The sequence below is a fragment of the Bradyrhizobium sp. WBOS08 genome, from assembly GCF_024585125.1.
Lineage (GTDB): Bacteria > Pseudomonadota > Alphaproteobacteria > Rhizobiales > Xanthobacteraceae > Bradyrhizobium > Bradyrhizobium japonicum_B.
Map to the genome: position 1 here is coordinate 5,956,757 of NZ_CP028988.1, position 24,556 is coordinate 5,981,312.

Sequence of the window (24,556 nt, forward strand, 5' to 3'; positions counted from 1 at the left end):
GGGGTTCATTGTGGGGACGATGCGGCGCGCGCCTTGCCGAGATAGGCGCGCTGGATCTCGGGATCGTTCCTCATCGCAGCCGCAGCTCCGCTGCCGGTGTTGCGACCAGACTCGATCAGGTAGACCCGATCGGCGATGTCGAGGCTGGCGCGCGCGTTCTGCTCGACCAGCAAGACGCCAACGCCACCGGCGCGGATCTGCGTCAGTGCGCGAAAGACCTCGCGGCTGAGCAGAGGGGACAGGCCGAGCGAGGGCTCGTCGAGCAGGAGCAGCATCGGGTTCGACATCAGCGCGCGACCGATCGCCACCATCTGCTGCTCGCCGCCGCTCATGGTGCGGACGGACTGCCTCATGCGCTCGACGAGGCGCGGGAACAGTTGCAGGACTTGCGCGAGCCGGTCCGCTTCGCCGTCACGGGCGCGGGCAGGATAAGCGCCAAGCTGCAGGTTCTCCGCGACCGTGAGGTCGCCGAAGACGCCGCGGCCCTCCGGCACGAGCGCTATGCCGCGCTCCACGATCAGATGGGCCGGGAGCTCGGCGATGCTCTGTCCGTCGAACGCGATTCTCGCGCCGGGGGCCGGCCTGATCAGGCCGGCAATGCTCTTGAGCAGGGTCGACTTGCCCGCACCGTTGGCACCGAGGATGGCGACGATCTCGCCTTGACTGATGCCCAGCGCGACGTCGGCCAGGGCCTGGTGCTTGCCATAAAAATGGGAGAGCGCGGCGACCTCAAGCATCGTCGTCTCCGAGATAAGCGGCGACGACCTTTGGATCGGACAGCACCGCGTCCGGCGTCCCGCGCGCGATCACCTTGCCGGCGTTCATCACGACGCAATGGCCGCACAGCGCGCGGATGGCATCCATGACATGCTCGACCATGATGACGGTGAGGCCGCGCTCGCGCAGCTTGGCGATCAGCGCGATGCCTGTCTCCAGTTCGCTCGGATTGAGGCCGGCCAACCATTCGTCGAGCAGCACGAGGCGCGGCTGCAGCGCCAGCGCACGGGCGAGCTCCAGACGCTTCTGGTCGATATAGGTCAGCTCACCCGCGGGGGCCTCGCGCATCGCACCGAGCCCGACCAGGTCGAGCAGTTCGCCTTCCGCCTCCGAACCTGTCGAAAGACCGGGCGCTGCGGAGAACAGCCGCGCGGCTGCAACGTTCTCAGCGACGGTCAGATCCGGCATCACGCGCACCAATTGGAAGGTGCGGGCGAGGCCGAGGCGCGCGATCTGGTGGGCCCGCAGGCCGTTGAGCAAGGTGCCGCCGAGCCGGATCGTGCCTGACGAGGGCTTCAGGGCACCGGACAGCGTATTGAGCAGCGTCGTCTTGCCGGAGCCGTTCGGGCCGATAATGCCGACGATATCGCCGGGCGCGACCGCAAAGCTGACCCCGTCCACGGCGCGCAACCCGCCGAACGACTTGCTGACGCCGTCGACCGCGAGGAGCGGTGCATCCTTGGTGCGGGCCGACGCAGTGACGGGCCTGTCGGCCGGGACGCGCCGGCGTCCAACCCCGAGCAGTCCGATCACCCCGTTCGGCAGCACCATGACGATGAGGACGAAGATGATGCCGAGCACGATGCTGAAATGGTTGGGCAGCGTCGCGGTCAGCACCTCGAACAGCAGGACCAGCGGGATGACGCCCAGCACGGGCCCGAACAGCGAGCCGGCGCCGCCCAGCAAGGCCATGATCACGACCTGGAACGAGATCGCCGGATTGAACGCAATGGCGGGATCGATATAGGTCCACCGCGGCGCCATCACCGCGCCGGTCACCGTCATGAAGGTCGCGCTCAGCATGAACACGCCGAGCTTGACCCGCGTGGCGTCGATGCCGGAATGACTGGCCGCGGTCTCGTCGGCGCCGATGGCGCGCAGCGCCAGCCCGTAGCGCGATCGTCCGAGCAGCCAGCCGACCAGGAAGACAAGCGCGGCGAGGCCAAGCAGCTGCCAGTAGAGAATGTCCTGCGTCACCGCGCTGAACAGGTAGCGGCCGACCGATTTGTGGATGTTGACCTCGTACCAGATCACGAGCTGGCGGATCAGCTCGGCAAGGCCGAAGGAGAAGATCACGAAATAGATGCCGGAGAGGCGCAGCGTCGACAGTCCGGTGATCGCGGCCGTGAGTGCGCCGATGCCGGCCGCGGCCAGCAGCACGATCGGCCAGGACATGGTCTCGCCGAGCACTGCGGCGGTGTACGCGCCCAAGCCGAAAAACGCGACCGTCGCGAGGGAGATGTAACGGGTAGGGCCGGAGAACATCGCCCACGCGGTCGCCAGGATCGTGAAATAGAGGACGCTGATGCCGAGCGCGAGATAATAGCCGTTGGCATAGAGCGGGTAGGTGATGAGGCAAGCGGCGAGGGCAAGGCCGCCACACCACAGCAGGATCCGGACAGGCAAGGTCATGACGCGGCCCGCCCGAACAGGCCGGTCGGCCTGATCACGAGCACGCCGAGAAACAGCGTGTAGGTGGCCGCCAGCGTCAGGCCGGGATCGATCAGCCGGGCCACTGCGGTTTCGACCACGCCCAGCAGCAGGCCTGCGACCAGCGCGCCCATGACGTTGCCGACGCCCCCCATGATGACCACGACCAGCGCCTTCATGGTGAAGACCACCCCCATGGCGGCATTGAAGGTGAGGAACATGCTGACGAGCACGCCGCCGATGGCGACGAGGCCACCGCCGAACGCAAACGCCAGCCCCGAGAGCGCGGCCACGTCGATCCCGACGAGGCGCGCCGCGTTCGGATCGACTGCGATGGCACGGACTGCGGTGCCGATCCGGATGCGGGTGAGTGCAAGATAGACGGCCCCGCCGACCAGGGCTGCGAACAGCAGCGCGACCAGGCGATTGACCGCGAGCGTCGATCCGAGGATCGTCAGCGGAATCGAAAGGTAGCTATAGCTGTAATACTGCCCTCCGAAGGCGACCAGCATCGCCCCCTGGATGACGAACAACACGCCGAAGGTGACGAGGATGCTGTCGATTTCCTGCGCGCCCCGGTCCTTGCCCCGCCGCATCAGCCGTTCCAGCAGGAAACGATAGAGCAGCCAGTTCAGCACCATCGCGACCGGCACCGCCAGCAGCAGCGCCGCGAGCGGGCTCAGCCCAAGTCCGCTGTAGAGCGAAAACGCGCCGAAAGCAGCCGCAACCAGCGACTCGCCGTAGGACAGGTTCATGATCCGCGCCACGCCATATTGCAGCGTCAGCCCGAGCGCGATCAGCGCGTACATGCCGCCAAGCACGAGGCCGGGCAGGACGATATCGACGAGCAGCATGAAGCGGCATCCCCCGGAGCGGACGGCAGGCAGGCCTTGCGATCGAAGGCCTGCCGGCCGGTCTTATTGCCACTGCGGCTTGGGCACGACCGCGGCGCGCGCGCCCGGCTGCGAGGTCGGCGCGAGAGCGTAGAACTCGCCGTTCTGCCACTGGCCGACGCTCCAGACCTCCTGGAGCAGTCCGTCCTTGAGCTTGACCTTGCCGATGATGGTCTCAAACGTACCCGCGCGGATTTCCGCCGCGACCGCGGCGCGATCGAGCTTGCCGACCTTTTCGATCGCCTGCTGCAGCACCTGGAGGCTGGCATAGGTGATCGAGCTGGCCCAGCGATCCGGCTCCTTGCCGGTCGCCGCCTTGTGGCGCGCGAGATAGTCCTTCAGCTGCGGCGAGTCCGCGTTCCAGCCGCCGATCCCCATCACACCGTCGCTGTTGGCGGCGAACTTGCCCTTGTAGAGCGGGAAGGCGGTACCGACGCCGACATAGAAGATCTTCGGGTTGAACTTCAGCAGTTGCGCCTGCTCGGTGAGCGCGATCGTATCCGGCGGATAGCTGAAGGCGATGAACGTATCCGGGTTGGATGCGACGGCGTCCTTCAGCAGCGGCTGGAGATCCTGCGTCCCCATCGGATAGGTCTTGTCATAGCCGAGCGTAAAGCCGTGCTTCTTGAAAGCGGCGCGGGCGGCGGCGGACAGCTCGATGCCGAACTGATCGGCGATGCTGACCATCGCGATGGTCCCGCCGATCTTGCCTTCGCCCTTCAGCTTGCCCAGCAGATCGACCAGCGCCTCGGAGATCTGCGCGGAGGTGCCGAGCCAGAACGTCGCGTTGGACCAGCGCTTGGCGAGCTCCGGCGCCTTGTCCGTCACCGACGTGACCGCGAGGTGAGGGTAGCCGAGACGGTTCAGCGTCGGGCCGACCGCGAGGTTGAGGCCGGTGCCCCAGGGCGCCAGAATGAAATCGACCTTGTCCTGGTTGGCGAGCCGCTCGATCGCCTTCACGGCTTCTTCGGAACTGCTGCGGTCGTCGTATTCGACGATCTCGATCGGCAGCTTCTTGTCACCGAGCTTGATGCCGCCGGCGGCATTCACGTCCTTCACCCACAATTCGTAATTGGGCAGGGTGGTGATGCCGGCGCCGCCGGCATAGGGACCGGTCTTGGAGATGGCATAGCCGATCCGGATCTTCTCCTGCGCATCGGCGGCAAGCGGAAAGATCCCCAGCGCCGCGGTCAGAGCGGCAAGGCCGGTGGCGCGAAGTAACGTTCGACGGTTGGTCGAAAACATGTCGTGTCTCCCTCCTGTGGCACTCAAGCGATTGTCGGCATCGATGTGAGTGGTCGTTTCCTCTGGCCCTGATTTCTTCGGAATGGCGTCATCGCGCCGACCGCGACCAGGACTTGACCTAGCAAGCATCCCGGGCTTTGTTCGCACAATGGACAAATCCGGGGAAAGATTGGACGTTTCTGGTCACGACGGCCAGCTGCGTCGAGGCGTCGCGGCCAGCCGCCCGCCCGCGGCAGCCGGTGCGAGCGGGGCTGTGCCCGTCGGTGCAGAGCTGATCAGATCGCATTATGCGGCGCGGCGCTGGATGCTGATGTCGAACGCGGCCCGGCCGTTCATTCACCTGCTCTGCCTTCACGGCGGCGGGACCGTGGAGATCGCTCGAGCCGGCAAGACGATTCCGCTGGCCGGGCCCGCAATGGCCTGGCTGCCGGCGGGATCGGCCGACTATCTGGAGGTGGCGGCGGGAACGACCGCGGAGCTGCTGCAATTGCGGGCCGGCACATGGCATCGCTATCTCCCGCCCTCGGCGGAGGCGCCCTATCTCGCGCTCGAAGGCGCCGGCGGCGTCATGGCGTTGCCGGTCGAGCCCGATCTCGCTGCCACGATGGCTCGTTCCATCGCCGCGATCGCCGCCGAGATCGCCTCGCCCGCCCGCAGTGGTGCAGCCTCGATCATGTCGGCCGAGCTGACGCTGTGCGTGCTGCGCTTCTGGCGCCTGTTCGCCGTCGACGGCAATCGGAACGAGGAGGGCAGCAGCGCGGAGATCCTGAGCCGCTTCCGCCGGCTGCTCGAGGAGCGCTACCAGCAGCACCTCCGCGTCAGCGATTACGCCAGGCTGCTCGGCATGACGCCCGATCGTCTGCACGCGCTGTGCAGCCGCGAGCTGAAGCGCTCGCCGAGCGAGCTGATCCAGCAGCGTCTCGTCAAGGAAGCGGCGGCGCGGCTCGAGGCGGGAACCATTGCCGTCAAGCAGATCGCGTTCGCGCTCGGCTTCACGGACACCGCGTATTTCAGCCGCTTCTTCCGCAAGCATACCGGAGAGGCACCGGGCGTATGGCGTCGGCGCGTCGTGGCACGGGCGCGAGCCGGGCGATCGAGGCCGACGCTGAATTTCGCCGACTGGCCGTGAGCGATTGAGAAGCGAGCCGCCGATCGCGCCGAGCGCCTTGTCGCAGGGCTCGTTTTCCAGTCTCGATAGATTCTAATGTTGCCGCACTCGCACTGAAGCGATCCGTACGTTAGGCGATGGACGCAAGACCATCAGCAGGCAGACCGGCTGCCGGTGGTTCGAGCGAAGACGGTTCCGGGAGTTGAGGGCCCGGATCCCGGTTGGAATGAGATCTGAGCGATGAGAGCGATATTCGGCAAACTGCATCGCTGGACGGGACTGCTGACGGCCGCCTTCCTGTTCTTCTCCGGCATCACCGGCGCGATCATCTCCTGGGATCACGAACTCGACGACATCCTGAACGGCCATCTGTTCGACGTCACCAGCAAGGGCCCGGCGATACCCTCGATCGAGCTCGCCAAGACGATCGAGCAGCGCGATCCCCGCGCGCGCGTCGTCTACCTCTTCATGACGCCGGAGGAGGGCCACTCGCTGTGGTTCTTCGTCATGCCGCGGATCGATCCTGCGACCGGCAAGCGCTACACGCTCGACTACAACCAGGTCTTTCTCGACCCCAATACCGGCGCGGAGCTTGGCCGGCGCTATTGGGGCGCGGTGTGGCCGGTGACGCGGGAGAATTTCGTCTCCTTCCTCTACAAGCTGCACTACACGATGCACATCCCGGAGTTCTGGGGCAGCGACCGCTGGGGCATGCGCGTGCTCGGCGTGATCGCCATCATCTGGACCATCGATTGCTTCGTCGGCTTCTATCTGACGCTGCCCTCGCGCAGGCGCGCCAAGACGGCGCGGGCACCTAGCGTCACGCGCCAGCTCCAGCGTGGCTTCTGGGCGCGCTGGGCACCGGCCTGGACCATCAAAACCTCAGGCAGCGCCTACCGGATCAATTTCGACATCCACCGCGCCTTCAGCCTGTGGACCTGGGGCGTGCTCTTCATCATCGCCTTCACCGCGTTTTCGCTGAACCTCTATTTCGAGGTGTTCTCGCCGCTGATGAAGATGGTGTCGAACTATACGCCGACGCCCTATGAGCAGCGGCCCTATCGCGATCTCGACAATCCGATCGAGCCCAAGATGACATTCGCCGAGATCGCCGCGCGCGCCGCCGCCGACGGCAAGGCGCGGGGCTGGACCATCCCGGTCGGCTCGATCAATTACGGCCCGGCCCACGGCGTCTATGCCGCCGCGTTCTTCCACCCCGGCGACGACCACGGCGCCGGCGGCGTCGGCCCGGCGCAGCTCTATTACGACAGCGAGGATGGCCGCCCGATCGGCGAGCGGCTGCCCTGGGTCGGCACCGCCGCCGATATCTTCGTCCAGGCGCAATTCCCGCTTCATTCGGGCCGCATCGTCGGCTTGTTCGGCCGCATCCTGATCTCGATCATGGGCCTCGTCGTGGCGGCGCTCTCGGTCACCGGCGTCGTGATCTGGTGGCGCAAGCGCCGCGCCCGGGTCCGTGTCCGCAAGACAGCGGCGGTGCGCTTGACCCGGCAGCTGACGCCGGCGGAGTAGGGCGCAAGAGCGCGGTTCGTTGCGGATGAACCTTCGCGCCTCGCAGCCGCACAAAGATGGCAGATCGCCTCCAATCCGCGGACGTTGAATGAGATTGCCTGCCTTGCTCTGCCTGCTCGTCCTCGCGATGCCCGTCCATGCGGCCCCGCCCGAGCGGCACTATCTCGACCTGCGCGATCGCTACATCGCAAAGTTCTCGAAGGCCAAGGAGAGCGAGGTGATCTACAAGCAGCACGATGCCGCCCTGAAGGAGCTGGCAGGCGTGCTGCGCGGCCTGGTGGGACCGGTCGCGATCAAGGGATTTTCCGCGGACGGCAGGTCGAACGTCGACACGCTGTTCCGGAGCGATATCGGCTTCGGTCATCTCGACGGGCTCAGTTTCGCCTCGGACGGCGACAAGACCCAAGCCGTGGTGACCACGATCGCGCTGCTCACGCACTGGCTGCGCGAGCATCGCGACGACGGCATGCCGCAAGAGAGCAGCGCCGCGTTCCAGTCCGACCGCTTCTATTATCACGCGATCCAGGATGCCGCCTTCGCCAAATATGCCGAGCTGCCGGTCACCAAGCCTGTATCCGCGAGCGCTGCGTTCGCCGTGCTCGGCCTGCGCGGCAATGGCGAGCTCAAGGGTGCGCCCGATGAAATCGACGTCGTCGCGATAAGTGGCGACAGGGTGTACTTCATTGCCGCAAGGGACGCCGTGAAGACGGCAGAGATCCCGGCCTGCGAGCGCGTCTGGACGCAGATGATGGCGAAGCCCGTCAACAAGAAGGATCCGCGCGGCGACATGGCCAGGGAGGACCGGGCGATGGACGCCTACACGAAATGCTTCGCCAAGGAAGCGCCGAGCCAGAGCTGGTACGCGGCCGCGGTCAGGAAGGCGCAGAGCCAACTGGACCTGCTGCCGTTGCGCTAAGGCGTGACGATCATACGCAAACAACAGGCGCAGCTTATGCCGATAATTCGACCGTCTTTCCGGCCGCATCGATCAGGTGCACGCGGTCGATATCGGCGCGCGGCAGCAACGATTGGATCCCGTCTTGCGGCATCAGGCTGAACGCCGTCGACAAGGCATCCGCGGCGGTCGCGCTGCGGGAAACCGCCGTCACGCTGCGATAGCGGCGCGCACAGCCACCGGATTTGGGATCGAACAAATGGTTGAAGCGCGCCCCGGAATCGAACTGGCAGCCGTAGCCGCCCGAGGTGGAGACGGCGCGATCGACGATCGGCAGCACGGTTTTCGTCTGACCCACGTCGTCCGGATCGGCGATGCCGACCTCCCAGGGATGTCCGTCCGGACGCGAGCCGATCGCGCGCGCTTCGCCCATGTCGACCAGGCTGTGCGAGACGCCATGTGCCCGGAGCAGGTCCACGACCTTGTCCGTGACGTAGCCTTGCGCGATCCCGTTCAAGGTCACGGCCATGCCCCGGGGCATCACGATCCGGTCGCGGCTGACCGACAGCCGGTGGCTGCCGACGCGCGCCAGCGCGGCCTCGATCGCGGCCGGCGCAGGCCCCGCCGGATCGGCGTCATCTCGCGCGAAATGGCCGGCATAGAGCTCCCACAGCGGCTGCACCGTGACGTCGAACAGGCCGCCGGTCAGCGTGGCATAACGCTGCGCGGCCGAGAGCAGCTCGACCATCTCGGCGGCGGGATCGATCAAGACACCGGTCCGGTTCAGCGCGACCAGGGCGGAATCCTCGAGGTAAAGGCTGAACAGCCGCTCGAGCCGCCGCGCCTCGGCGCAGGCCAGCGCGATCAGCCGCTCCGCCCGGCTGCGATCTTCGTCGTGGATCTCCATCGTCGCGACCGCGCCCAGCATCGTGCCGCGCCAGGTCACCGGCGCGACCGCTGCACGAACTGCATGCCCCGGGGCGAGCGCGCCGAAGCCCGCTGCCGCCGCGCTGATCCGGATGAAGCGTCGGCGCGTCAGGATGTTCGTCATGGCGTCCTCCTCGGTGGGCCGCTTGGCGAGCCCTCGGCGGTTTGGTCGGCCACGGCGCCGCCAGTGGCATTCGCCGACGCCAGAACGTAGTCCCGCGGCACCTCGTCGAAGCCGACGATCCTGCCGCCGTTCTCACCGGCGAACTTCTCCGCCGCCGCCCGCTCCGAAAACGGAACGGCCTCGTCGCCGCCCATGCCGCTCTTGAGCCGGCTCTCGATCACGAACAGCGCCTTGCGCGCCTCGATCCAATTGTCGGCGCCGGGCTTGTCCCAGTCGGTCGCCTTGCCCATGTCGGACACGTAGATCGCCTGGATGTCCTTGGGCTCGTCCGGCAGCATGGTGAAGGCGATGGTGTCGCGCACCGACGAGAACCAGACCGGCTGGATCAGGCTCGCGACGAAGATATGGCCCTTCGGTCCCGGATGCTCGAGCACGTTCATGCCGCAGTAATGACCGATGTCTTCCGCGGTCATCCGATGCGGCAGAGGGGCCTTCGTGGCCTGCTTGTCGTTACAGCCGGCGAGCGCCAGCGGCACGAGCAGGGCGAGAAGCAACGTTCGGCGCTTCATAGCTCCCTCCGCGAGAAGGCGAGCGCGGCCAGGCCCAGCGGCAGCAGCGTCCAGCCGAGCAGGGCGGTCAGCAGGACCGGAATCGTCAGGGACGTGGTCTGGGCAAGACCGGCCATGCCGGCGAAGGTGCTGACATTGGCAAACCCCGTCAGGTTGATCAGCCGGTAGGCGTCGGTCGGGTTCGCCAGCAGCATGGCGTTGAGCACCGCTGCCGAGATGCTGCGGCCCTGATCGAGCGCAAGCACGCCGAGCAGCGCCATGTCGTAGATCAGCACCAGCAGCAGCCACAATCCGATGCAGATGCCGGCCGCCGTTCCGCGGTCGCGCACGAGCGCGCTGACCAGATATCCGATCGCGACGAAAGCGGCGCCGAGCAGCACCGAGGAACCCACCATGGCCGCGAAGGCCAGGAAGCTATCGCGATCAATCTGGCTGCCGGTCGCCGCCAGCGCACCGACCGCCGCGCCGTAACCGAGGCAGGTCGCAAAGGCGAGCACGGCAAGGTGGCCCAGGAATTTGCCGAGCAGCACTTGCCAGCGCGCCACCGGATAGCTCAGCAGCAACAGCATCGTCCCCCGTTCCATCTCGCCGACGATGGCGTCGTGGGAGATCAGAAGCGCGATCAGCGGAACGAGAAAGATCGTCAGGCTCGACAGGCTGACGACGACCACGTCCAGCGTGCGGACGCCCACGTTCCCGGTCGGCGCGCTGCCGAGAAAGGTCAGCGACAGCGCGAGCCCGGCGAGCAGCAGCGTTGCGGCCAGCACCCAGCGATTGCGGATGGCCTGGTGGATTTCCTTGGCGGCGATGATCAGGACGTTCATGGCGCCTGCTCCGATTGCCGAAGAAAGTGAGCGTAGAGCTCGTCGAGGGTCGGCGGCACCACGTCGACGTCCTCGACGGCATTGCCGGCGGCCGTCGCGCGGTGCAGCAGCTCGATCTTGCGCTCCGGCGCGGCGTGGATCTCGACGATGTGGCCGTTGAGGCGGCGGCAGGTCGCATCCTGCGGAGCCCAGCCCGGCATCTCGCTCGGGGCGAGGCCTGCCACCTTGAGGCGGATCCTGGTGGGCAGCCGGGCGAGACGACGCAGCTCGTCGATCGATCCGTCCGCGACCTTGATGCCGCGATTCATGATGATGACCCGGCCGGCGCGCTCCTCGAGCTCGGTGAGCGCATGCGACGACAGCAGCACCGTTGCGCCGCCGGCCGCGAGCCGTGCGATGATGTCGTAGAAGGTCTGCCGCAGTTCCGGATCGAGGCCGGTGGTCGGCTCGTCCAGCAGCAGCACGCGCGGGGTGCCAAGCAGCGCCTGCGCGAGCCCCAGCCGTTGGCGCATGCCCTTCGAATAGGTGCTCACCCGGCGCCGGCTGGCGGCGCCCAAGCCGACGGCATCGAGCAACTCCAGCGCCTTGGGCACCGGCTCGCGCTTCAGCCGGGCGTAGAAGGCCTGCGTCTCGCGGCCGGTGAGGGCAGGGTCGAAGGAGACGTTCTCGGGCAGATAGCCGAGCTGGCGCCGGCCGGCGAATTCGCCGGCGGCCGGATTGTCTCCGAGAACCTCGATGGAGCCGCTGGTTGGCCGGATCAGCCCGAGCATGAGCTTCATCAGCGTGGTCTTGCCGGCGCCGTTGTGGCCGATCAAGGCGACCAGCTCGCCATGCCCGAGCGAGAACGAGGCATCGCGCACGGCCTCGACCCGGCCATACCTCTTGGTGACGTCGCTGACGCGTACCGTGCCGGTCATCGCGTCTCCTTCGGCGCCGCGCTGCGTGGCGGCGACACCAGTGGACGGCTGTCGACCACGCCACCCGGCAGCAACGCCGGAAACTGCGCCTGCGCCCAGCGGATGACCTGGACGGCAGGGCTGTTGATCAGGACTTTTGCAGCGGGCGCCGTCCACAGTACGCGGTCGATGAGGTCGTTCGGACGGTAGGCCGTGTCGGCGATGCCGTCCCCGTTGAGGTCGAAGGCCGGATTGTCGCTCCAGTAATTGCCGCGCCCGCCGGTCGACCAGTCGAGGTGCCGGGTGCCGACATATTTCACCTGGTTGGCATTGCTGACGAAGGCATTGCCGGCGATTTCGTTGCCTTCGGACCCGGCCGTGAAGTGCACGCCGATGGCGCAGCGCTCGAACCAGTTGTCGCGGAACTTGTTGTGATTGGTGTTGTAGATGAACACGCATTTCTCCGGGCCGCTCTTCAGAGTGCTCTCCCGCTTTTGCTGCGGGAGCATGCCGCGCTCGTCGTCGGGGCTGTCTTGCATGCTCTGCATCGGCGCGTTTAGCGGGCCGCCCGTCACCCGGTTGTTCTCGATCTGGGCATAGTTCGCGTAGTTGAAGAGCATCCCATAGTCGCGATCGTGATCGGAGATGTTGTCGCGGATCACCAGCCGGTTCGAATACATGATGGCGTAACCGACATGGTTGCCGATCGAGACGTTGCCGCTCACTTCGCTGTCGTTGGTGTACATGTAATGGATCGCGAAGCGGACCTGCTCGAAGCGGTTTCCGACGAAGCGGTCCTTTCGGCTTGAAATCGTGAAGATGCCGTCGCGGCCGTAGCGGAAATTGTTGTTGGCGATGGTGACGTCGGGCGCGTTCCACAGCGAGACGCCGTTGCCGGCCTCGCTGAGCCGCCCGCCACGCAGTCCCTCGATCTCGTTGCCGGCGACCCGCGAGCCCTGGGCGCCGTGCACATAGATGCCGAACAGGTTGTCCACCAGACGGTTGTTCTCGATGGTCGCGCGTTCGGCCGTCTTCTGCAGGAAGATCCCCGAATTCATCGCCTGCAGGTCGCGGCCCGATGCGCGGATGGTCAGGCCGCGGATGGTGACGTCGGGCGCGCTGACCGTGATGACGTTGCCGGCACCGTCGCCGTCGAGCACCGCCTCGCGGCTCCCGACCAGTTGCAGGGGACGCTCGATGCGGATCGAGCCGCGATAGTGCCCCGGAGCGAGTTCGACGACGTCGCCGGCGCGTGCGCCGTCCAGCACAGCTTGCAGTGACTGGCCGGGCGCAGCCGTCAACGTCTCCGCACTGGCGAAGCCGGACAATCCGGCGGCGACCAGCGCCGCCGGAAACATGCGTAACAATGGACCCACGAGGTCGCTCCGATCAGGCCGCTTCAGACCGACTTGGGCTCGACGAACATGCGGCCCTTCATCTCCATGTGCATGGCGTGGCAGAACCAGGAGCAATAGTACCAGTAGACGCCTGGCTTGTCGGCCGTGAAGGTCACCGACGAGGTGGCCATCGGCCCGATCTCCATGTTGATGCCGTAGTTGACGATGCAGAAACCGTGCGTGAGGTCCTCGACTGCATCGATATTGGTGACGAAGACGGTGACCTCGTCGCCCTGCTTGACCTGGAACTGATCGAGACCATAGGCGGGGGCGGTGGACGTCATGTAGACGCGCACCTTGTTGCCGTCGCGAATGACCTTCGAATCCGCCTCGAGGTTGATGCCGTCGGCCTTGGCCTGCTTGACCGCATCCGCAAACATCGGATCCGCGCGGTCGTAGATCGAGATCGGATTGATCTTGGAGCGGTGGACGATGGTGGCGTCATGCGGCTCGGCGAAGCTCGGGCCGTCATGCACCAGCTTCATCTGATCGCCCGAGATGTCGATCAGCTGATCGTTCTCCGGCTTGAGCGGGCCGACGTTCAGGAAACGGTCCTTCGAGAACTTGTTCAGCGAGATGAGCCACTTTCCATCGGCCTCCTTGGTCTGTCCCATCGAGGTATGGTTGTGACCGGGCTGATAGTGCACGTCGAGCTTCTGGAGGATGGGGTTGACCTTCTCGCCCTTGAAGGCCCGCTTGGCGGCCTCGATGTTCCACTTGCAGACCTGGCTGTCGAGGAACAGCGTGGTGTAGGCGTTGCCCTTGCCGTCGTAGGCGGTGTGCAACGGACCGAGGCCGAGCTCGGGCTCGGCGACGACGACGTCGCGCGGCTTGATCTTGTCGTCGAAAAGATCGTCGAACTTGCGCACGTCCATCACGGTCACGGTCGGCGACAGCTTTCCGGCCGCCACGATGTGGATGCCGTCGGGAGCGGTGTTCATGCCGTGCGGATTGTTCGAGACCGGAACGTAGCGGGTGTAGGCCGAACCCTTGCGGCCGTCGATGACGGGCACGCCGTTCATTTCCTTGAAGTCGCCCTTCTTCACGGCCTCTTCGATCCGCTTGATGTTGAAGATGACGACCCAGTCCTGTTCGGCGGCGGTCATCTCCGCCAGCGTGACGCCTTCCTCGCCGTTGTAGCAGGTCGCGAAGCAGTATTTGCCCTGGTAGTCGGCGTCGACGTTGTCGAGGTTGCCGCTGACGATCACCTGCCAGGCTACCTTCATCGTGTCGCCGTCGATCGCGCTGAAGATGGAGCGATACTGCTTGGGATCGTCGAGAACCTTGCCGTCGTTGGGCAGCGGCACGCCATCCTCGCCGTTGGCGAAGACATAGCCCGTGCGCGGATATTTCTGCAGGCGCAGGCCGTGGACCGTGTGCTGGTTCGGCAGCTCGACGATCTTGTCGCACTTCATGATGTCGAGCCGCACGCGTGCAACGCGGCTGTTGGCCTTGTCGTTCATGAAGGCATAGCGGCCGTCATAGGTGCCGTCCGTGAACGAAATGTGCGGGTGGTGGAGGTCGCCGTTCAGGTAGGTGCCGCCGCGGTTCTTGAGGAATTCGCGGGTCGCGGGCTGCATCCCCTCGGTCAGGACCTTGATGCTCTCGTTGGTCTGGCCCCAGCCGGTGGCGCTGCAGCGGTTGAACACCGGCACGCGCATCAATTCGCGCATCGAGGGAAGGCCGATGATGCGCATCTCGCCGGACTGGCCGCTGGAGAAGAACACGTAATATTCGTCGAGCTCTCCCGGCGCGACCTCGGTCTTGTGCACGGCTGGCCTCGCTGCCGGCGCTTTCGGCGCAGCACTCTTGGTCTGCGCGTCCGCAGGCGTGACGAAGCCGCCATCTTTCAGAGTCACTCCGCCGGCGAGGCCCACACCCGCCGCGGCGGCCGTCGTTCCCAGCACTGTACGTCGGCTGACGCCCTTTGGCTTGTCGTTGTCGCTCATAATTGCCTCCTCGGCTTTCGGTTCAGTTTGGTGGTGGAGAGATGACGGCCGACGCGCCGACAGGTTTGCCGCCGGCGGTGATGACGGTTGCGGGACCTTTGCCGCTCGCGCGCATCGAGGGCGATGACATGGCCGCGAACTTCTCGCGCTTCAGCCGCACCTGGATCATGTGCGGGCAGCGATGGTCGTCGTAATAGAGTTCCTGGCAGTGCATGCAGTAGATGCACTCGTTGACGTTGATGTGACCCTCGGGATGGATCGACTGCACCGGGCATTCCTTGGCGCAGCGTTGGCAGGGGGATCCGCATTCTTCCCAGCGCCGCAGCCACTCGAACGTCCTAATGCGGCCGGGAATGGCAAGCGCCGCGCCGAGGGGACAGAGGTAGCGGCAGAAGAAGCGCTCGATGAAAAGGCCGATGACGAGCAGGGCGACCGCGTAGGCCACGAACGGCCAGTTGCGCGAAAACTTCAGGATGATCGCGGTCTTGAACGGTTCGACCTCGGCGAACCGTTCGGCCATCTCGACCGAATAGAGTGACAGACCGAACAGACCGAGGAAGATGATGTACTTGATCGGCCACAGCCGCTCGTGCAGTCCCCACGGCACCGTTATTTGCGGCACCTTGAGCCATTTCGCGGCCGTGTTGGTGAGCTCCTGGAGTGCGCCAAAGGGACACAGCCAGCCGCAGAAGGGCCCGCGGCCCCAGAACAGAAGCCCGCCGGCCGTCGCAGCCCACAAGATGAAGATCAGGGGAGCCGCGAGGAAGAACTCCCAGCGGAAGCCGGTCACCAGCGCGTTGGTGAAGGTGACGACGTTGACGACCGAGAGCTGCGCGTTGGCGTACCAGCCGAGCCAGACCAGAACGAAGGCGAGATAGCCGCGTCGCACCCACGTGTACAATACCGGCCGGCGCACCAAGAGGTTCTGGAAGAAGAAGATGCCGGTGAGGGCGGCCAGCATGAATGCGGTGATGCCGATCGACACCGTGCTCGACCGCCAGATCCGCATCCAGAGCGGCTCGTCTGCGTCCGCAGCCGGCGCGGCCGCAGCACTGGCCTTTGAGGCCGGCGGCGCCGCGCTGTCCGGCACCGTCACCGCGCGCTGCTCGCGGCGTATGTAGCTGTCGGGCAGGGCGTAGCCGAGGTCGAAAGTCAGGAATGCCTTGTCGCGGCCGCCGAGGCTGCGCTGCACCAGCAGCTGAAGCTGCCACGGCTCCGTCGGATCGAGGGTGAACTCGGGAGGGGTGACGAACAGGCCGACTTCCCTGAACTCCGGCGCGCCGGCTGCATCCAGTGCGCCAAGGCGGGTGTGGTTACGGTCGCGGAAGCGGGTGCTGTTGCCTTCCTGCAGGATCTCGATGCGATCGAAGATGCCGCCGCGGACATAGGCCGAGCCCTTGAAAGAGTAGGGACCGTTGCCGGCGACGACGATCGCCTGCTGCCCGGGCTTCAGGCCGTCCTTCAGCCGCCGGTAGCCGTCTTCGCCGAGCAGGCTGCGGCCGATCGTTGGCGCGCTGACGAGCGCGACATAGAGGTCGATGAAGGTATCGCCGGGCTCCCCCGGCTCGGGGTATTGGGTCGCCGCCGCGCTGCCGGATTTTGCAAAGGCCTCGTTGATGTCGCCGATGCTGAGGTGCAGCCGGCGTATCGATCCGTCGCCGACGAGGCTCTCCCAGTCACGGACTTCACTGCGTTCGAGATCGAGCGTCTTGATCACGGGGGGCAGGGCTGCCGAAACCGCCGCGCCGTCGCCGCCACCGATGCGACCGCTCCGGATCAGCTTGGACGCGGCGCGGACGATACTGTCGCCCATCACCAGCACGGTGACAGTTGCGCCGCTGACGATGTCGACCTGCGGCGGCCTCTCGGCACCGCTTGCGACCGGCTTCATGTCCTTGCCGATCAGTCCGTTCACGGCCGCGACGATGCGCGCTTCCGGGATGCCGACCAGAACGATCGGCTCCTTGTGATCGACCAGCTTGATGCCGGTGATCACCCCCTTAGGGTCGATCCCGGCCAGCAGGTGGATCGGCTTGCCAGAATAGCCGACAGAGTTCGCGAAATCGGAGTTGAGGAAGACAAATCCCTTCAGCTCGTCGCCGCGGTATACTGGTACGACAGGCGGGTCGCCTTGTAGTGGGCCGAAACGATCCGCGCCCGGGAAAAAGTCCGCAGGCGCGATCTTCGGCAAGTATGTCGGCAGATCGCCGGCGGCGCACGCGGGCGAAATATATGTCAGACACGCCAACAGCAGCCCTGCGAGCGCTAGCGCTGCACGCCTTGCGAAGGCGATTTCGTCATCCGGTCGCTTCAACATGTCGATTCAAATGCCATCTGCGTGATCACCGGGACCACGCATGCCTTGAGATTCTTCGTCGATGATTTGTCGCCGCTGACGTGCAAAGCTCATAGTGCGCGATTGAATCTGTCAACCCCGCTGATGAGATTTGTGTTCGCGCGGAACCGGATTAGAAATCTGCATGTGGAGTCCTTGGTATGCCATTCCTACGCACGTCATTGCTCAGTGCCGAGCCCGCCGGTGTATTGGAGTCGGTCGACGAACTCTTTGCGCTAGCGCATGCAATGGAGCAGGAAGCGGCCAGCAAATACGATTCTCTTGCCCAGGAGATGCGCGGGCAGGGCAAGGATGAACTGGCAGAGGTGTTCGCACATCTCGCTGCCGCCGAGCGCGAGCACGTGGACAGCGTGACGCAGTGGTCGCAATCGCGCCGCGGCAAACGCCCGGACCCCGCCATGGTGCGCTGGGAGGCGCCGGAAGCACTCGCCCCGGAAGCCGCCGCCGAGGTGAAAACGTCGCAATTGATGACGCCGTACCGCGCGCTCGCCATGGCAGTCCGCAACGAGGAGCGCGCTTTCGCCTTCTGGTCCTATCTGGCCGCCTACTCGCATGATCCCGAGGTCAAGAAGGCCTCCGAGGCGATGGCCAGGGAGGAGCTCGGCCATGTCGCCACGCTGCGGAAGGAGCGGCGGCGCGCCTACCATCATGAGCACGACCGGAACAAGGCCGAGACGGCGTTGCCTCGCATCGACGCGGCACGGCTCGAGCGTCGCCTGGCTGCGCAGCTCGGCGAGATGGAACAACGCCTGAGCGGACCGGCGGCGCTCAGGATCCGGGACATTCGCCAACAGACGGTCGAGATGGCCGGCGCCGCCGCGGGCGTCGGAAGCTTTCCGGCGTCCATGGAACGCAAAGATCCATTGGAGATCGCCGAAGCGCTTGTCGACGGTTACCTCGAGGGCGCCGAGCGATCGAGCGAGGCGGCCCATCTCGAACGCCTGCAGCAATTTGCCGAGCGCGCGATTTCCAGACTGGCCTGGCTTAGGTCGCTGGCGACGGACTGACGCGCCTGCGGCAACCGCGGCAGCTGCTGCGCTGGTGGTCGCACAGCGACGCGGCCGAACAGTGGAGCGGGAGCCTGCGATTCAGAGCACATCCATCACCGCGGGGACATCACGCGAGGTCTTGGCAGGATGTAATCCGCGCTAGATTTTGGCACTAGAGCTGATTTATCCACACGCTATGTGCCTAGGATTGTTCAATCTTTTTTTCATGCAGTTAGCAGATTTTGGCACTCAAGACTCAAATTTGGCACTGCCGTCATTTCTGAAACTCCAATTTGGCACTGTTGGTACGTCCAAAAGAGGTGGGTTTTCCCGGCTCCCGGATGGCCGTTCCGTTGACTTTCGGGCGCTTTAGGGTCGGGTTAAGAGCGCGGTCTCGCTAGGCCGCAGCGCGCTCGGAAGTCGTGGCGTGCTAACCGACAGAGGTTTGGCATGGTCGACTTTGACGATCCCAACAACCAGCTTTTTCTGACGCGGGTGTTCCAGGCCCTCGCCAATGTCAATACCCGCAAGATCCTTGAAACCTTGGCCCAGGGTCCTTGCTCGCGTGGGGATCTGCTGCTGGTGTTGGACACCTCCACCGCTCGCATCGTCGAGGTGATGGAAATCCTGCACACCATCGGGCTGGTTGCGGAGAAAGAGACGCGCGAGGGCAAAGTTTACGTGTTCAATCCGACGGGATTAGACCTCGGTCGGTCTTGGCTCGAGCGGCTTTACTCGATCGTCGACGGTCGAGCCCTGAAATAGCGAGCCCGAGCGGCAGCACCGGTTCCGTCACGTTGAGAAAGGCTTCGGCGAAGCCGTGACCGAGGTGCAGAAGTTCCATCAGGCGTGACTTCAGGATTTCGCGGGCGTTGAGCGAGGGCAGGCGGTCGATGGAGGCCATGATCCCCGCGGCGGCCTTATAGCGCGAGATCGTATCCCCGACAGCCAGGTCGGCAGCGGTCGAGGCCCCGAGGAGGTCGAGGACAATCTCATCGAACGAGCAAGGCCATCGCTTGAGTTGCGAAAATCCTGCGGCGGCGTTTTTCACGGTGATGCCGAGGAAGAGCTCCTGAGGAATAGCTCTAAAGTAGGCCATCCATCCGCTGAGCTTGAGAATGTCCACCGACGAAAGGTCGCCGAGAGGACCCGGCAATCTAAGATCATAGTCAAAGATGTAGTCGGCCAGCTCCTTGGCAGCGGCGACGATTTCATGCGGACAGGCCTTTGGCCTCGCAGTCCGCATGTCGAAGTCACAGATCTGGCAGGACCAAACGTTGGTCATATTTCTCCAGCCCAACAGGTTGATGCACGACGGGCATCTGTCGAGCAGCACCTCGCCGCTCTCGACGTCGCAAGGAAAGGCCGAGACAAGCCAGCGGTTCCTGATACGAGCATCGTTGCCGTCCGCTGCCAAACGAGCGGGCGCGACCCTACGACGCTCTGGCAAGAACCAACCCACGGGCAGTTCGCGACCAAGGAATTCGATGCGATCTTTGAATATTTTATAAGCGCCGATCGAGAGCCTTTGGAGATCGAACGAACCCAAGGCTGCCAGTTCGGCGACTGCCTCGGGTTTGCCGGCGATCGCCGAGACTGACTCCCAGGGCATGTCGAGATGAAGCCGGAGCAGCTTGTCGGCGTCGATGCGCCCCATCGGAGCCAACCGGACCGCGACGGAAGCGATGGCTTCGTCGTCGAACTGCGATACGGTCTTGAGCCACGGCGTGTTCGGAATCATCGTGTCGGACCTACCTACTCGGTGGTCGCTTCCTGTTCCACGCTGAGCGGGAACGAAGGAAGCCTGCTGTAGTCTTCGCCTCGAAATGGGTTACGGCCCTGCATGATCTCCTGGCTGAGAAAGACGCGATCGAAACCCGCGGCGATGTCGTCTTTCGTCAGTTCCTTCGGCTCGACCCCGCCGGTCCGCATGAAGGCGTGAGGCACCGCCGCCTCCACCAGCAGCGAATGTCGGCCGGGACGTCCGCGCTGTGCGAAGAACGTCGCACGCAGCATGTGGTGGTCGTCTTCGTTCTCCTTAAACCAGTTCGATTCGAAGGGAAGCTCATCCGAGAAGGCGGCCACAAACGCCGCATGTTCCTCCCGTTGGGCGTCGTTCGCGAAGGCGAAGGGCGAAAGGATCTTCATGCCGCCGGACCGCTGCCCCATCGCGTCCGCCTTGACCATCATCTTCGTCAGGACCGGGGGCCCCACGACGAACAAGGGCGCGTTGCAGGAGTTCTCGAACGCCAGAATGAACCTCGCCAGCTTCTTCACACCGTCCTCCGCGAGATTCTGCGCCTCATCTAGGAAGACCGCGTCCACTTCGTTGTCATTGAGATTAGCGATGAGCGCGTCGGTGCCTTCCTCCTCGCCGAGTCGCAGGCTGAGCCGATCGTTGAAGATCTTAAAGTTGATCTTCCGGGCCAATATCCGCGGCGTCGATCCGCCCATGAGGTCGACGTACAGGTAGCGCTTTCCGTTGCCCTGAAGCAGCTGAATTTTTTCCTTCGATACGGGCTTGCCGGTGCGTTCTGTGAGCATTCGCTTGACGATCTCACTCTTTCCGCAACGCGACCAGCCGATGAGATACGTGCTCGAGTTTTCGCGCAAGCGCTTGGCGAACGCGAGCGACAACAAGACCATCTCCCGCGCTTCTTCGGCCTTCGTATGCCTCACGAAGATGCCTCTAATGTCGTCGAGCTTGCTCAAAACAAGCGGAGAATTGAGGATATTTTCCAGATCGGACATTTGCGCTTACTGCGACCTGATGATCGGCGCGTCCACCCCGAACCGGAGCTTCTTGCGCGGTGCGGACGTATCCTTTACGGATGTCTCTTCCGCGCGAGCAGCATGAACGGGAGGCGGCGGGACAACTTCTTCGGTCGCGGAGGCCGGCCTGAAGATTCCGGTCCTCTCGATCAACTCATCGGTGACGGCGAGCGCATGCTCCTCGGCGCCTCGACCGAGGACACCAGCTATACGGGGATAGTACCCGTTCGAGAGCACGGCTTTCGCCGGAGGCCGCTCGCCGGTCGGGACCGCGCCCATAGCTTTCAGTGCTTCCTCGAGGAGGTGGTTGAATCCGACCCTGTGGGAGGGATGCTCTGTGGGGGCATGTTTCTTTGCGAGGCGCAGTTTGCTCAGCGCCTCCCACTGGAATTTTGTGAGGCCGTGCGCCTCCTCGTCGGTCGACATCACCACGAACTCCTCCGGGAGGTGTTCGTTACCGGAGAAGCGGCTAGTGTGATCGATCACCACGCAGCGGCCTACGTTCGCCAGCGGAATGCGCACGGTGACTGGCGTGTTCGTGCGCTTTCTCTTTCCCATGCTGCCCGATCGGGCTCGCATCGCCTGGATTTGCGGTGACTGATAGACGAGGTTGTTCCAGAGGATGCCGTCCTTGCCCGCGGTAAGCTTCAACTCCAAACTCGGGATCAAGTCCCACTTCTTCGCTTCGTCCACGGTGAGCGGCTGCGGGCGGCTCGAGTCGCTCGACGCACCTCGGAGCCACCGCTCTTCCGGAGTGTCCCAGTCCATTCCTTCCTGCTTGCGCCGGGCATAGACCTCGATCAGCCAGAGGTGGAACAACATGATGAAGTCGTCGATCTCGATGCACGCGTCGAGCAGCGGTTTGCGCGCGCCTCGCTTTTGCGGACTGGATCCGGTCGACCCCTTAAGCCACGACACGAAATCAGACTCGAGCGTTCCAAAAAACCTCTCAATATACGGTTTGGTGTCCGGCTGATGGGGCACTGCCATCTCGAACCCGATCCTGACGCGGGCCAAGGCCAGCGCCATCTGTTCCGAGACGAACTCCTTCCCGTTGTCGTACCGGATCTTCCTCGGCTTGCCGTAGCTCAGGAGAGAGCCGCGAATCTGCGGAAATCGCTTATCGACGTAAGTCTTGACCTTGATCCCGTGATCGATCGCCGCCAGTGCTGGGTAAAGCCCGCCAGGTTCGAACGACGGAAAGAATCCGACAGGGTACCCGCTGTAGGTATCCAAACCGAGGCAAATCCAGAACCTGTCGATCCCGGCCTTCGACCAGACACGACCGAACGGGGTCTCGCCCAAGACGCCCGCGAAATCGAATTGGTGGTGATCGTACTCGACAACGTCCAGGATGCGTTTCGGACGCTCGAAACTTCCCTGGCCGCCGAACTGGAGATCTGCAGCCTGTACACCTTGCTCCTTTGCGAGCCTGATCCACGCGTCGAAGCGACGGTACTGAACCTGTACCGTCGTCAAACCAACGGTCGGAAGCTCATCGAGCAACCGCCTCTCCGAAAGTTCGCCATTCTCGATGAGCTTTTTGATCTCCTCGTTGCGGATCCGGATCTCCGCGTTGCGGCCATCGATCCTCTGGTTCGCGACCATTTGAATCTTGGTCGGGCCGAACTCGGCCGAGATTTCGACCAGGTAACGGATGGTCGCGGAGATGATGGAAAACACCTCCTTGGGCAGCTTCTGCTCGCGGGACTTGATCGCATTCTTGTGCACGAAGGTGGCTTCTTGCATGCCGTGCACCAGCTCGGCGGCCACCCAGCGAAGAACCGTTCGCGTCGTCTTCTTGGGCTTCTTGATCTGCTTCCCTTGCGGCCGCTTCCGGTTCTCGAGGTCGATCGTGCCGTCGACCCGTTCTATGATCGTTTCAGCGTTTGCATGGTTCTGGTAAAACGGCTTCCCGGGCGGCGCGATGAGCATCTCGTTGATGAACGCGCCGACGTAACGCCAGATGCCGGCCGCCCGGCCGCGCGGCTTGGCGTTGAGGGTATGGTAAACCTTGCCGATCAACGCGCGCGTTTCGTCGATAGCCTTCTTCTCGTCGACCAGAGGCGGCTTCCTGAGAGGGTTGTAGTAGCGCCCCTCCTGGAATAGCTCGATGAGCCGGGTCGTTGTTAAGCGCGCGGTCTCGCCGGTATGGTGGTTGATGAGGAGGTGGGGGCCTTCGCCCTCCATCTTCTTGAAGAACTGGTGAGGTTTGCTGTCGATGAGAACAGTCTGGTTGGGCGTCAGGTTATCGAAGAGAAGATAGTCGATAGTGGGACGCGGTTCCTCGTCCACGGGCGTAGACAAGGCGGCGGTCTCGCTCGCATCGAGAATCTTCAGCATGAGATCGCTCCCTTGTGGACGATCGTCTCGGGGCCGATCGGGGCGAACAGGTCGATGTAGACGATGCGCTCCGGGATGCGCGACAGTACGACGCCGCGCGGATGCGGCGCCTCCTCGAAGAGGGCCTGGCAACGCGACAGGGGCAGGCAGCCGCCGGCGTCGTTCAGCGCCGTGACGAGCCGGTCGAGCTCCTCCGGTTCGATGTCCCACCGGTCGTTGGCCGCGATCTCGTCCACGACGTCGCGGTCTCCCCAACGCAAGCCGATGCCGCGCTCCGTGATGACGCGGAAAGGAAGGCCCGCCCGCCGGTAGGCCTCGCGGATGCGACGGAGACGCGTGCGGAGCAGGACCGCGTCATCCCAGCGCCTCTGCGCCTTTTCGTCGCCGACGGTCGGCAGCGGTGGACGAAGTTCACGCCACTCCTTGATTTCGTAGCGGACGAAGCCGGTGTCGTGTTCTACGAGATAGTCGGGCGTGTAGATCTCGTTCGGGAACTCAGGAAAGACGTTCATCCGGATCGTCTCCGGCTGTGCCCAGATCCGCTTGACGCCGAGCACGTAGTCGCAGACCCGGACGAAGCGCTCTTCGATGCCGCCTTCGTGGACGATGTGCCCGTTCATCTTCATCGAATAGTGACCGCCGACGACGTGATTGCGGCGGCCGGTGATTATGCGGCGCGTCGCCTCATTGGCTTCGAGGCGGAAGACCTCGACGCCGTCGCAGAGGGCGGTCCAGACGCGCTCGATCTTCTTAGGCATCGGCGTCCTCGTCGGGCGGTTTGCGCAGGTCTCCGCAGACGCGATCGACCTGCTCTTGGACAAAAGAGTCCAGAGTGCTGAGGCTGCAGAATTCGCGCGAGTTGTCGCGATAGGCCCGCGTCGGGATTCCGAACGCGTGATCGATGGCACCGAAGATGCGCTCGACGATCGGGGAGAGATGGTTATGGACGAAACGCACCTTGTCGCAGACCTTTCTTGCCGTGTCCGAAGGACTCGCGCAGCGATACCCCGCGAGACTTTTGTTCGGCGGAAAGGATTCAAGAAGGGCTTGCGACTTGGAATCGGACGTGCGATTCTCCTGTCGTCCAAGAGTTCTTCTTGGTCGTTACTGCCGAGCGATGCCGGACTTTCGTCCGGGATTTGCGGACTTGGATCTCTCGGAACGGCTTTGCGGGCGTGGTCCGAAGATCCTTCGATACCTGCGCGACTGGAGTCCGCTCCGGTCGCGCATAGTCCGTTGACTAGATCATTCCGCTATCCCCGTGATGTCGCCGCTGCGGCGTATCTCATTGAATACCATCGGCCTTCCGGAA

General features: G+C 64.4%; 21 protein-coding genes. 5 read left to right on the top strand and 16 right to left on the bottom strand.

The genetic code is table 11. The features are described 5' to 3' along the window. Positions 1–5 precede the first annotated feature (5 nt). The 4 genes from DCM80_RS28065 to DCM80_RS28080 all read right to left on the bottom strand — a co-directional run bounded on the left by DCM80_RS28065 (position 6) and on the right by DCM80_RS28080 (position 4,565). Complete coding sequence (locus tag DCM80_RS28065) at positions 6–737, bottom strand: ABC transporter ATP-binding protein (RefSeq protein ID WP_257194653.1); 732 nt, start codon at positions 735–737, stop codon at positions 6–8. Continuing rightward, positions 730–2,409 carry a branched-chain amino acid ABC transporter ATP-binding protein/permease gene (locus DCM80_RS28070; RefSeq protein WP_257194654.1) on the bottom strand — a complete coding sequence of 560 codons (1,680 nt, stop codon included), beginning with the start codon at positions 2,407–2,409 and terminating at the stop codon, positions 730–732. Before DCM80_RS28070 ends, DCM80_RS28065 begins: the two co-directional genes overlap by 8 nt. Beyond that, on the bottom strand, positions 2,406–3,281 hold the full coding sequence (locus DCM80_RS28075) for a branched-chain amino acid ABC transporter permease (protein ID WP_257194655.1): 876 nt from the start codon (positions 3,279–3,281) through the stop codon (positions 2,406–2,408). Before DCM80_RS28075 ends, DCM80_RS28070 begins: the two co-directional genes overlap by 4 nt. 63 nt (positions 3,282–3,344) lie before the next feature. Then, positions 3,345–4,565, bottom strand: coding sequence for an amino acid ABC transporter substrate-binding protein (locus DCM80_RS28080; protein ID WP_257194656.1), 1,221 nt, complete (start codon positions 4,563–4,565; stop codon positions 3,345–3,347). Between the two features lie 253 nt (positions 4,566–4,818). Here DCM80_RS28080 and DCM80_RS28085 point away from each other — a divergent pair, with 253 nt between their 5' ends. The 3 genes from DCM80_RS28085 to DCM80_RS28095 all read left to right on the top strand — a co-directional run bounded on the left by DCM80_RS28085 (position 4,819) and on the right by DCM80_RS28095 (position 8,119). Next, positions 4,819–5,694: an AraC family transcriptional regulator gene (locus DCM80_RS28085; protein WP_257194657.1), complete on the top strand. Its 876-nt coding sequence runs from the start codon at positions 4,819–4,821 to the stop codon at positions 5,692–5,694. 219 nt (positions 5,695–5,913) lie between these two features. Further along, entirely contained in the window at positions 5,914–7,203 is a 1,290-nt protein-coding gene (fsrB, locus tag DCM80_RS28090; RefSeq protein ID WP_257194658.1) for a siderophore utilization protein FsrB, read from the top strand. A gap of 88 nt (positions 7,204–7,291) precedes the next feature. Beyond that, positions 7,292–8,119: a hypothetical protein gene (locus tag DCM80_RS28095; protein ID WP_257194659.1), complete on the top strand. Its 828-nt coding sequence runs from the start codon at positions 7,292–7,294 to the stop codon at positions 8,117–8,119. 34 nt (positions 8,120–8,153) lie between these two features. Here the strand turns inward: DCM80_RS28095 and DCM80_RS28100 are convergent, their stop codons facing one another. Genes DCM80_RS28100 through DCM80_RS28130 form a run of 7 tightly spaced genes read right to left on the bottom strand, consistent with a single transcriptional unit; the run spans position 8,154 to position 17,101 of the window. Then, complete coding sequence (locus DCM80_RS28100; protein ID WP_257194660.1) at positions 8,154–9,149, bottom strand: FAD:protein FMN transferase; 996 nt, start codon at positions 9,147–9,149, stop codon at positions 8,154–8,156. After that, the gene (locus DCM80_RS28105) at positions 9,146–9,718 is read right to left on the bottom strand and encodes a nitrous oxide reductase accessory protein NosL (RefSeq protein ID WP_257194661.1); all 573 of its coding nucleotides are present in this window, start codon (positions 9,716–9,718) and stop codon (positions 9,146–9,148) included. The genes DCM80_RS28100 and DCM80_RS28105 overlap by 4 nt, the downstream gene beginning before the upstream one ends. Next, positions 9,715–10,542, bottom strand: a complete 828-nt coding sequence (locus DCM80_RS28110; RefSeq protein ID WP_257194662.1) for an ABC transporter permease — start codon at positions 10,540–10,542, stop codon at positions 9,715–9,717. The genes DCM80_RS28105 and DCM80_RS28110 overlap by 4 nt, the downstream gene beginning before the upstream one ends. Next, positions 10,539–11,459 (bottom strand): ABC transporter ATP-binding protein, encoded by a 921-nt coding sequence (locus tag DCM80_RS28115; RefSeq protein WP_257194663.1) that lies wholly within the window; start codon positions 11,457–11,459, stop codon positions 10,539–10,541. The genes DCM80_RS28110 and DCM80_RS28115 overlap by 4 nt, the downstream gene beginning before the upstream one ends. Continuing rightward, complete coding sequence (locus tag DCM80_RS28120; protein WP_373569423.1) at positions 11,456–12,796, bottom strand: nitrous oxide reductase family maturation protein NosD; 1,341 nt, start codon at positions 12,794–12,796, stop codon at positions 11,456–11,458. Before DCM80_RS28120 ends, DCM80_RS28115 begins: the two co-directional genes overlap by 4 nt. Positions 12,797–12,837: 41 nt before the next feature. Next, positions 12,838–14,784, bottom strand: a complete 1,947-nt coding sequence (gene nosZ, locus DCM80_RS28125; protein ID WP_257194666.1) for a TAT-dependent nitrous-oxide reductase — start codon at positions 14,782–14,784, stop codon at positions 12,838–12,840. Between the two features lie 22 nt (positions 14,785–14,806). After that, the gene (locus DCM80_RS28130) at positions 14,807–17,101 is read right to left on the bottom strand and encodes a NosR/NirI family protein (RefSeq protein ID WP_257194667.1); all 2,295 of its coding nucleotides are present in this window, start codon (positions 17,099–17,101) and stop codon (positions 14,807–14,809) included. Between the two features lie 179 nt (positions 17,102–17,280). Here DCM80_RS28130 and DCM80_RS28135 point away from each other — a divergent pair, with 179 nt between their 5' ends. Continuing rightward, complete coding sequence (locus tag DCM80_RS28135) at positions 17,281–18,147, top strand: ferritin family protein (RefSeq protein ID WP_257194668.1); 867 nt, start codon at positions 17,281–17,283, stop codon at positions 18,145–18,147. 432 nt (positions 18,148–18,579) lie between these two features. Further along, positions 18,580–18,894 carry a hypothetical protein gene (locus DCM80_RS28140; protein WP_257194669.1) on the top strand — a complete coding sequence of 105 codons (315 nt, stop codon included), beginning with the start codon at positions 18,580–18,582 and terminating at the stop codon, positions 18,892–18,894. Here the strand turns inward: DCM80_RS28140 and DCM80_RS28145 are convergent. From DCM80_RS28145 to DCM80_RS28165, 5 genes are read right to left on the bottom strand one after another with little or no spacing between them, the layout of a single operon-like run. Continuing rightward, positions 18,815–19,870 (bottom strand): TniQ family protein, encoded by a 1,056-nt coding sequence (locus DCM80_RS28145; protein WP_257194670.1) that lies wholly within the window; start codon positions 19,868–19,870, stop codon positions 18,815–18,817. The two genes, DCM80_RS28140 and DCM80_RS28145, sit on opposite strands and share 80 nt — an antisense overlap. A gap of 14 nt (positions 19,871–19,884) precedes the next feature. Further along, a complete protein-coding gene (locus DCM80_RS28150; protein WP_257194671.1) occupies positions 19,885–20,880 on the bottom strand; it encodes an ATP-binding protein in 996 nt (331 codons plus the stop codon). 6 nt (positions 20,881–20,886) lie between these two features. Then, entirely contained in the window at positions 20,887–23,244 is a 2,358-nt protein-coding gene (locus DCM80_RS28155; RefSeq protein WP_257194672.1) for a hypothetical protein, read from the bottom strand. Continuing rightward, positions 23,238–24,002 carry a hypothetical protein gene (locus DCM80_RS28160; protein ID WP_257194673.1) on the bottom strand — a complete coding sequence of 255 codons (765 nt, stop codon included), beginning with the start codon at positions 24,000–24,002 and terminating at the stop codon, positions 23,238–23,240. Before DCM80_RS28160 ends, DCM80_RS28155 begins: the two co-directional genes overlap by 7 nt. Beyond that, positions 23,995–24,201, bottom strand: coding sequence for a hypothetical protein (locus DCM80_RS28165; RefSeq protein WP_257194674.1), 207 nt, complete (start codon positions 24,199–24,201; stop codon positions 23,995–23,997). Before DCM80_RS28165 ends, DCM80_RS28160 begins: the two co-directional genes overlap by 8 nt. Positions 24,202–24,556 lie beyond the last annotated feature (355 nt).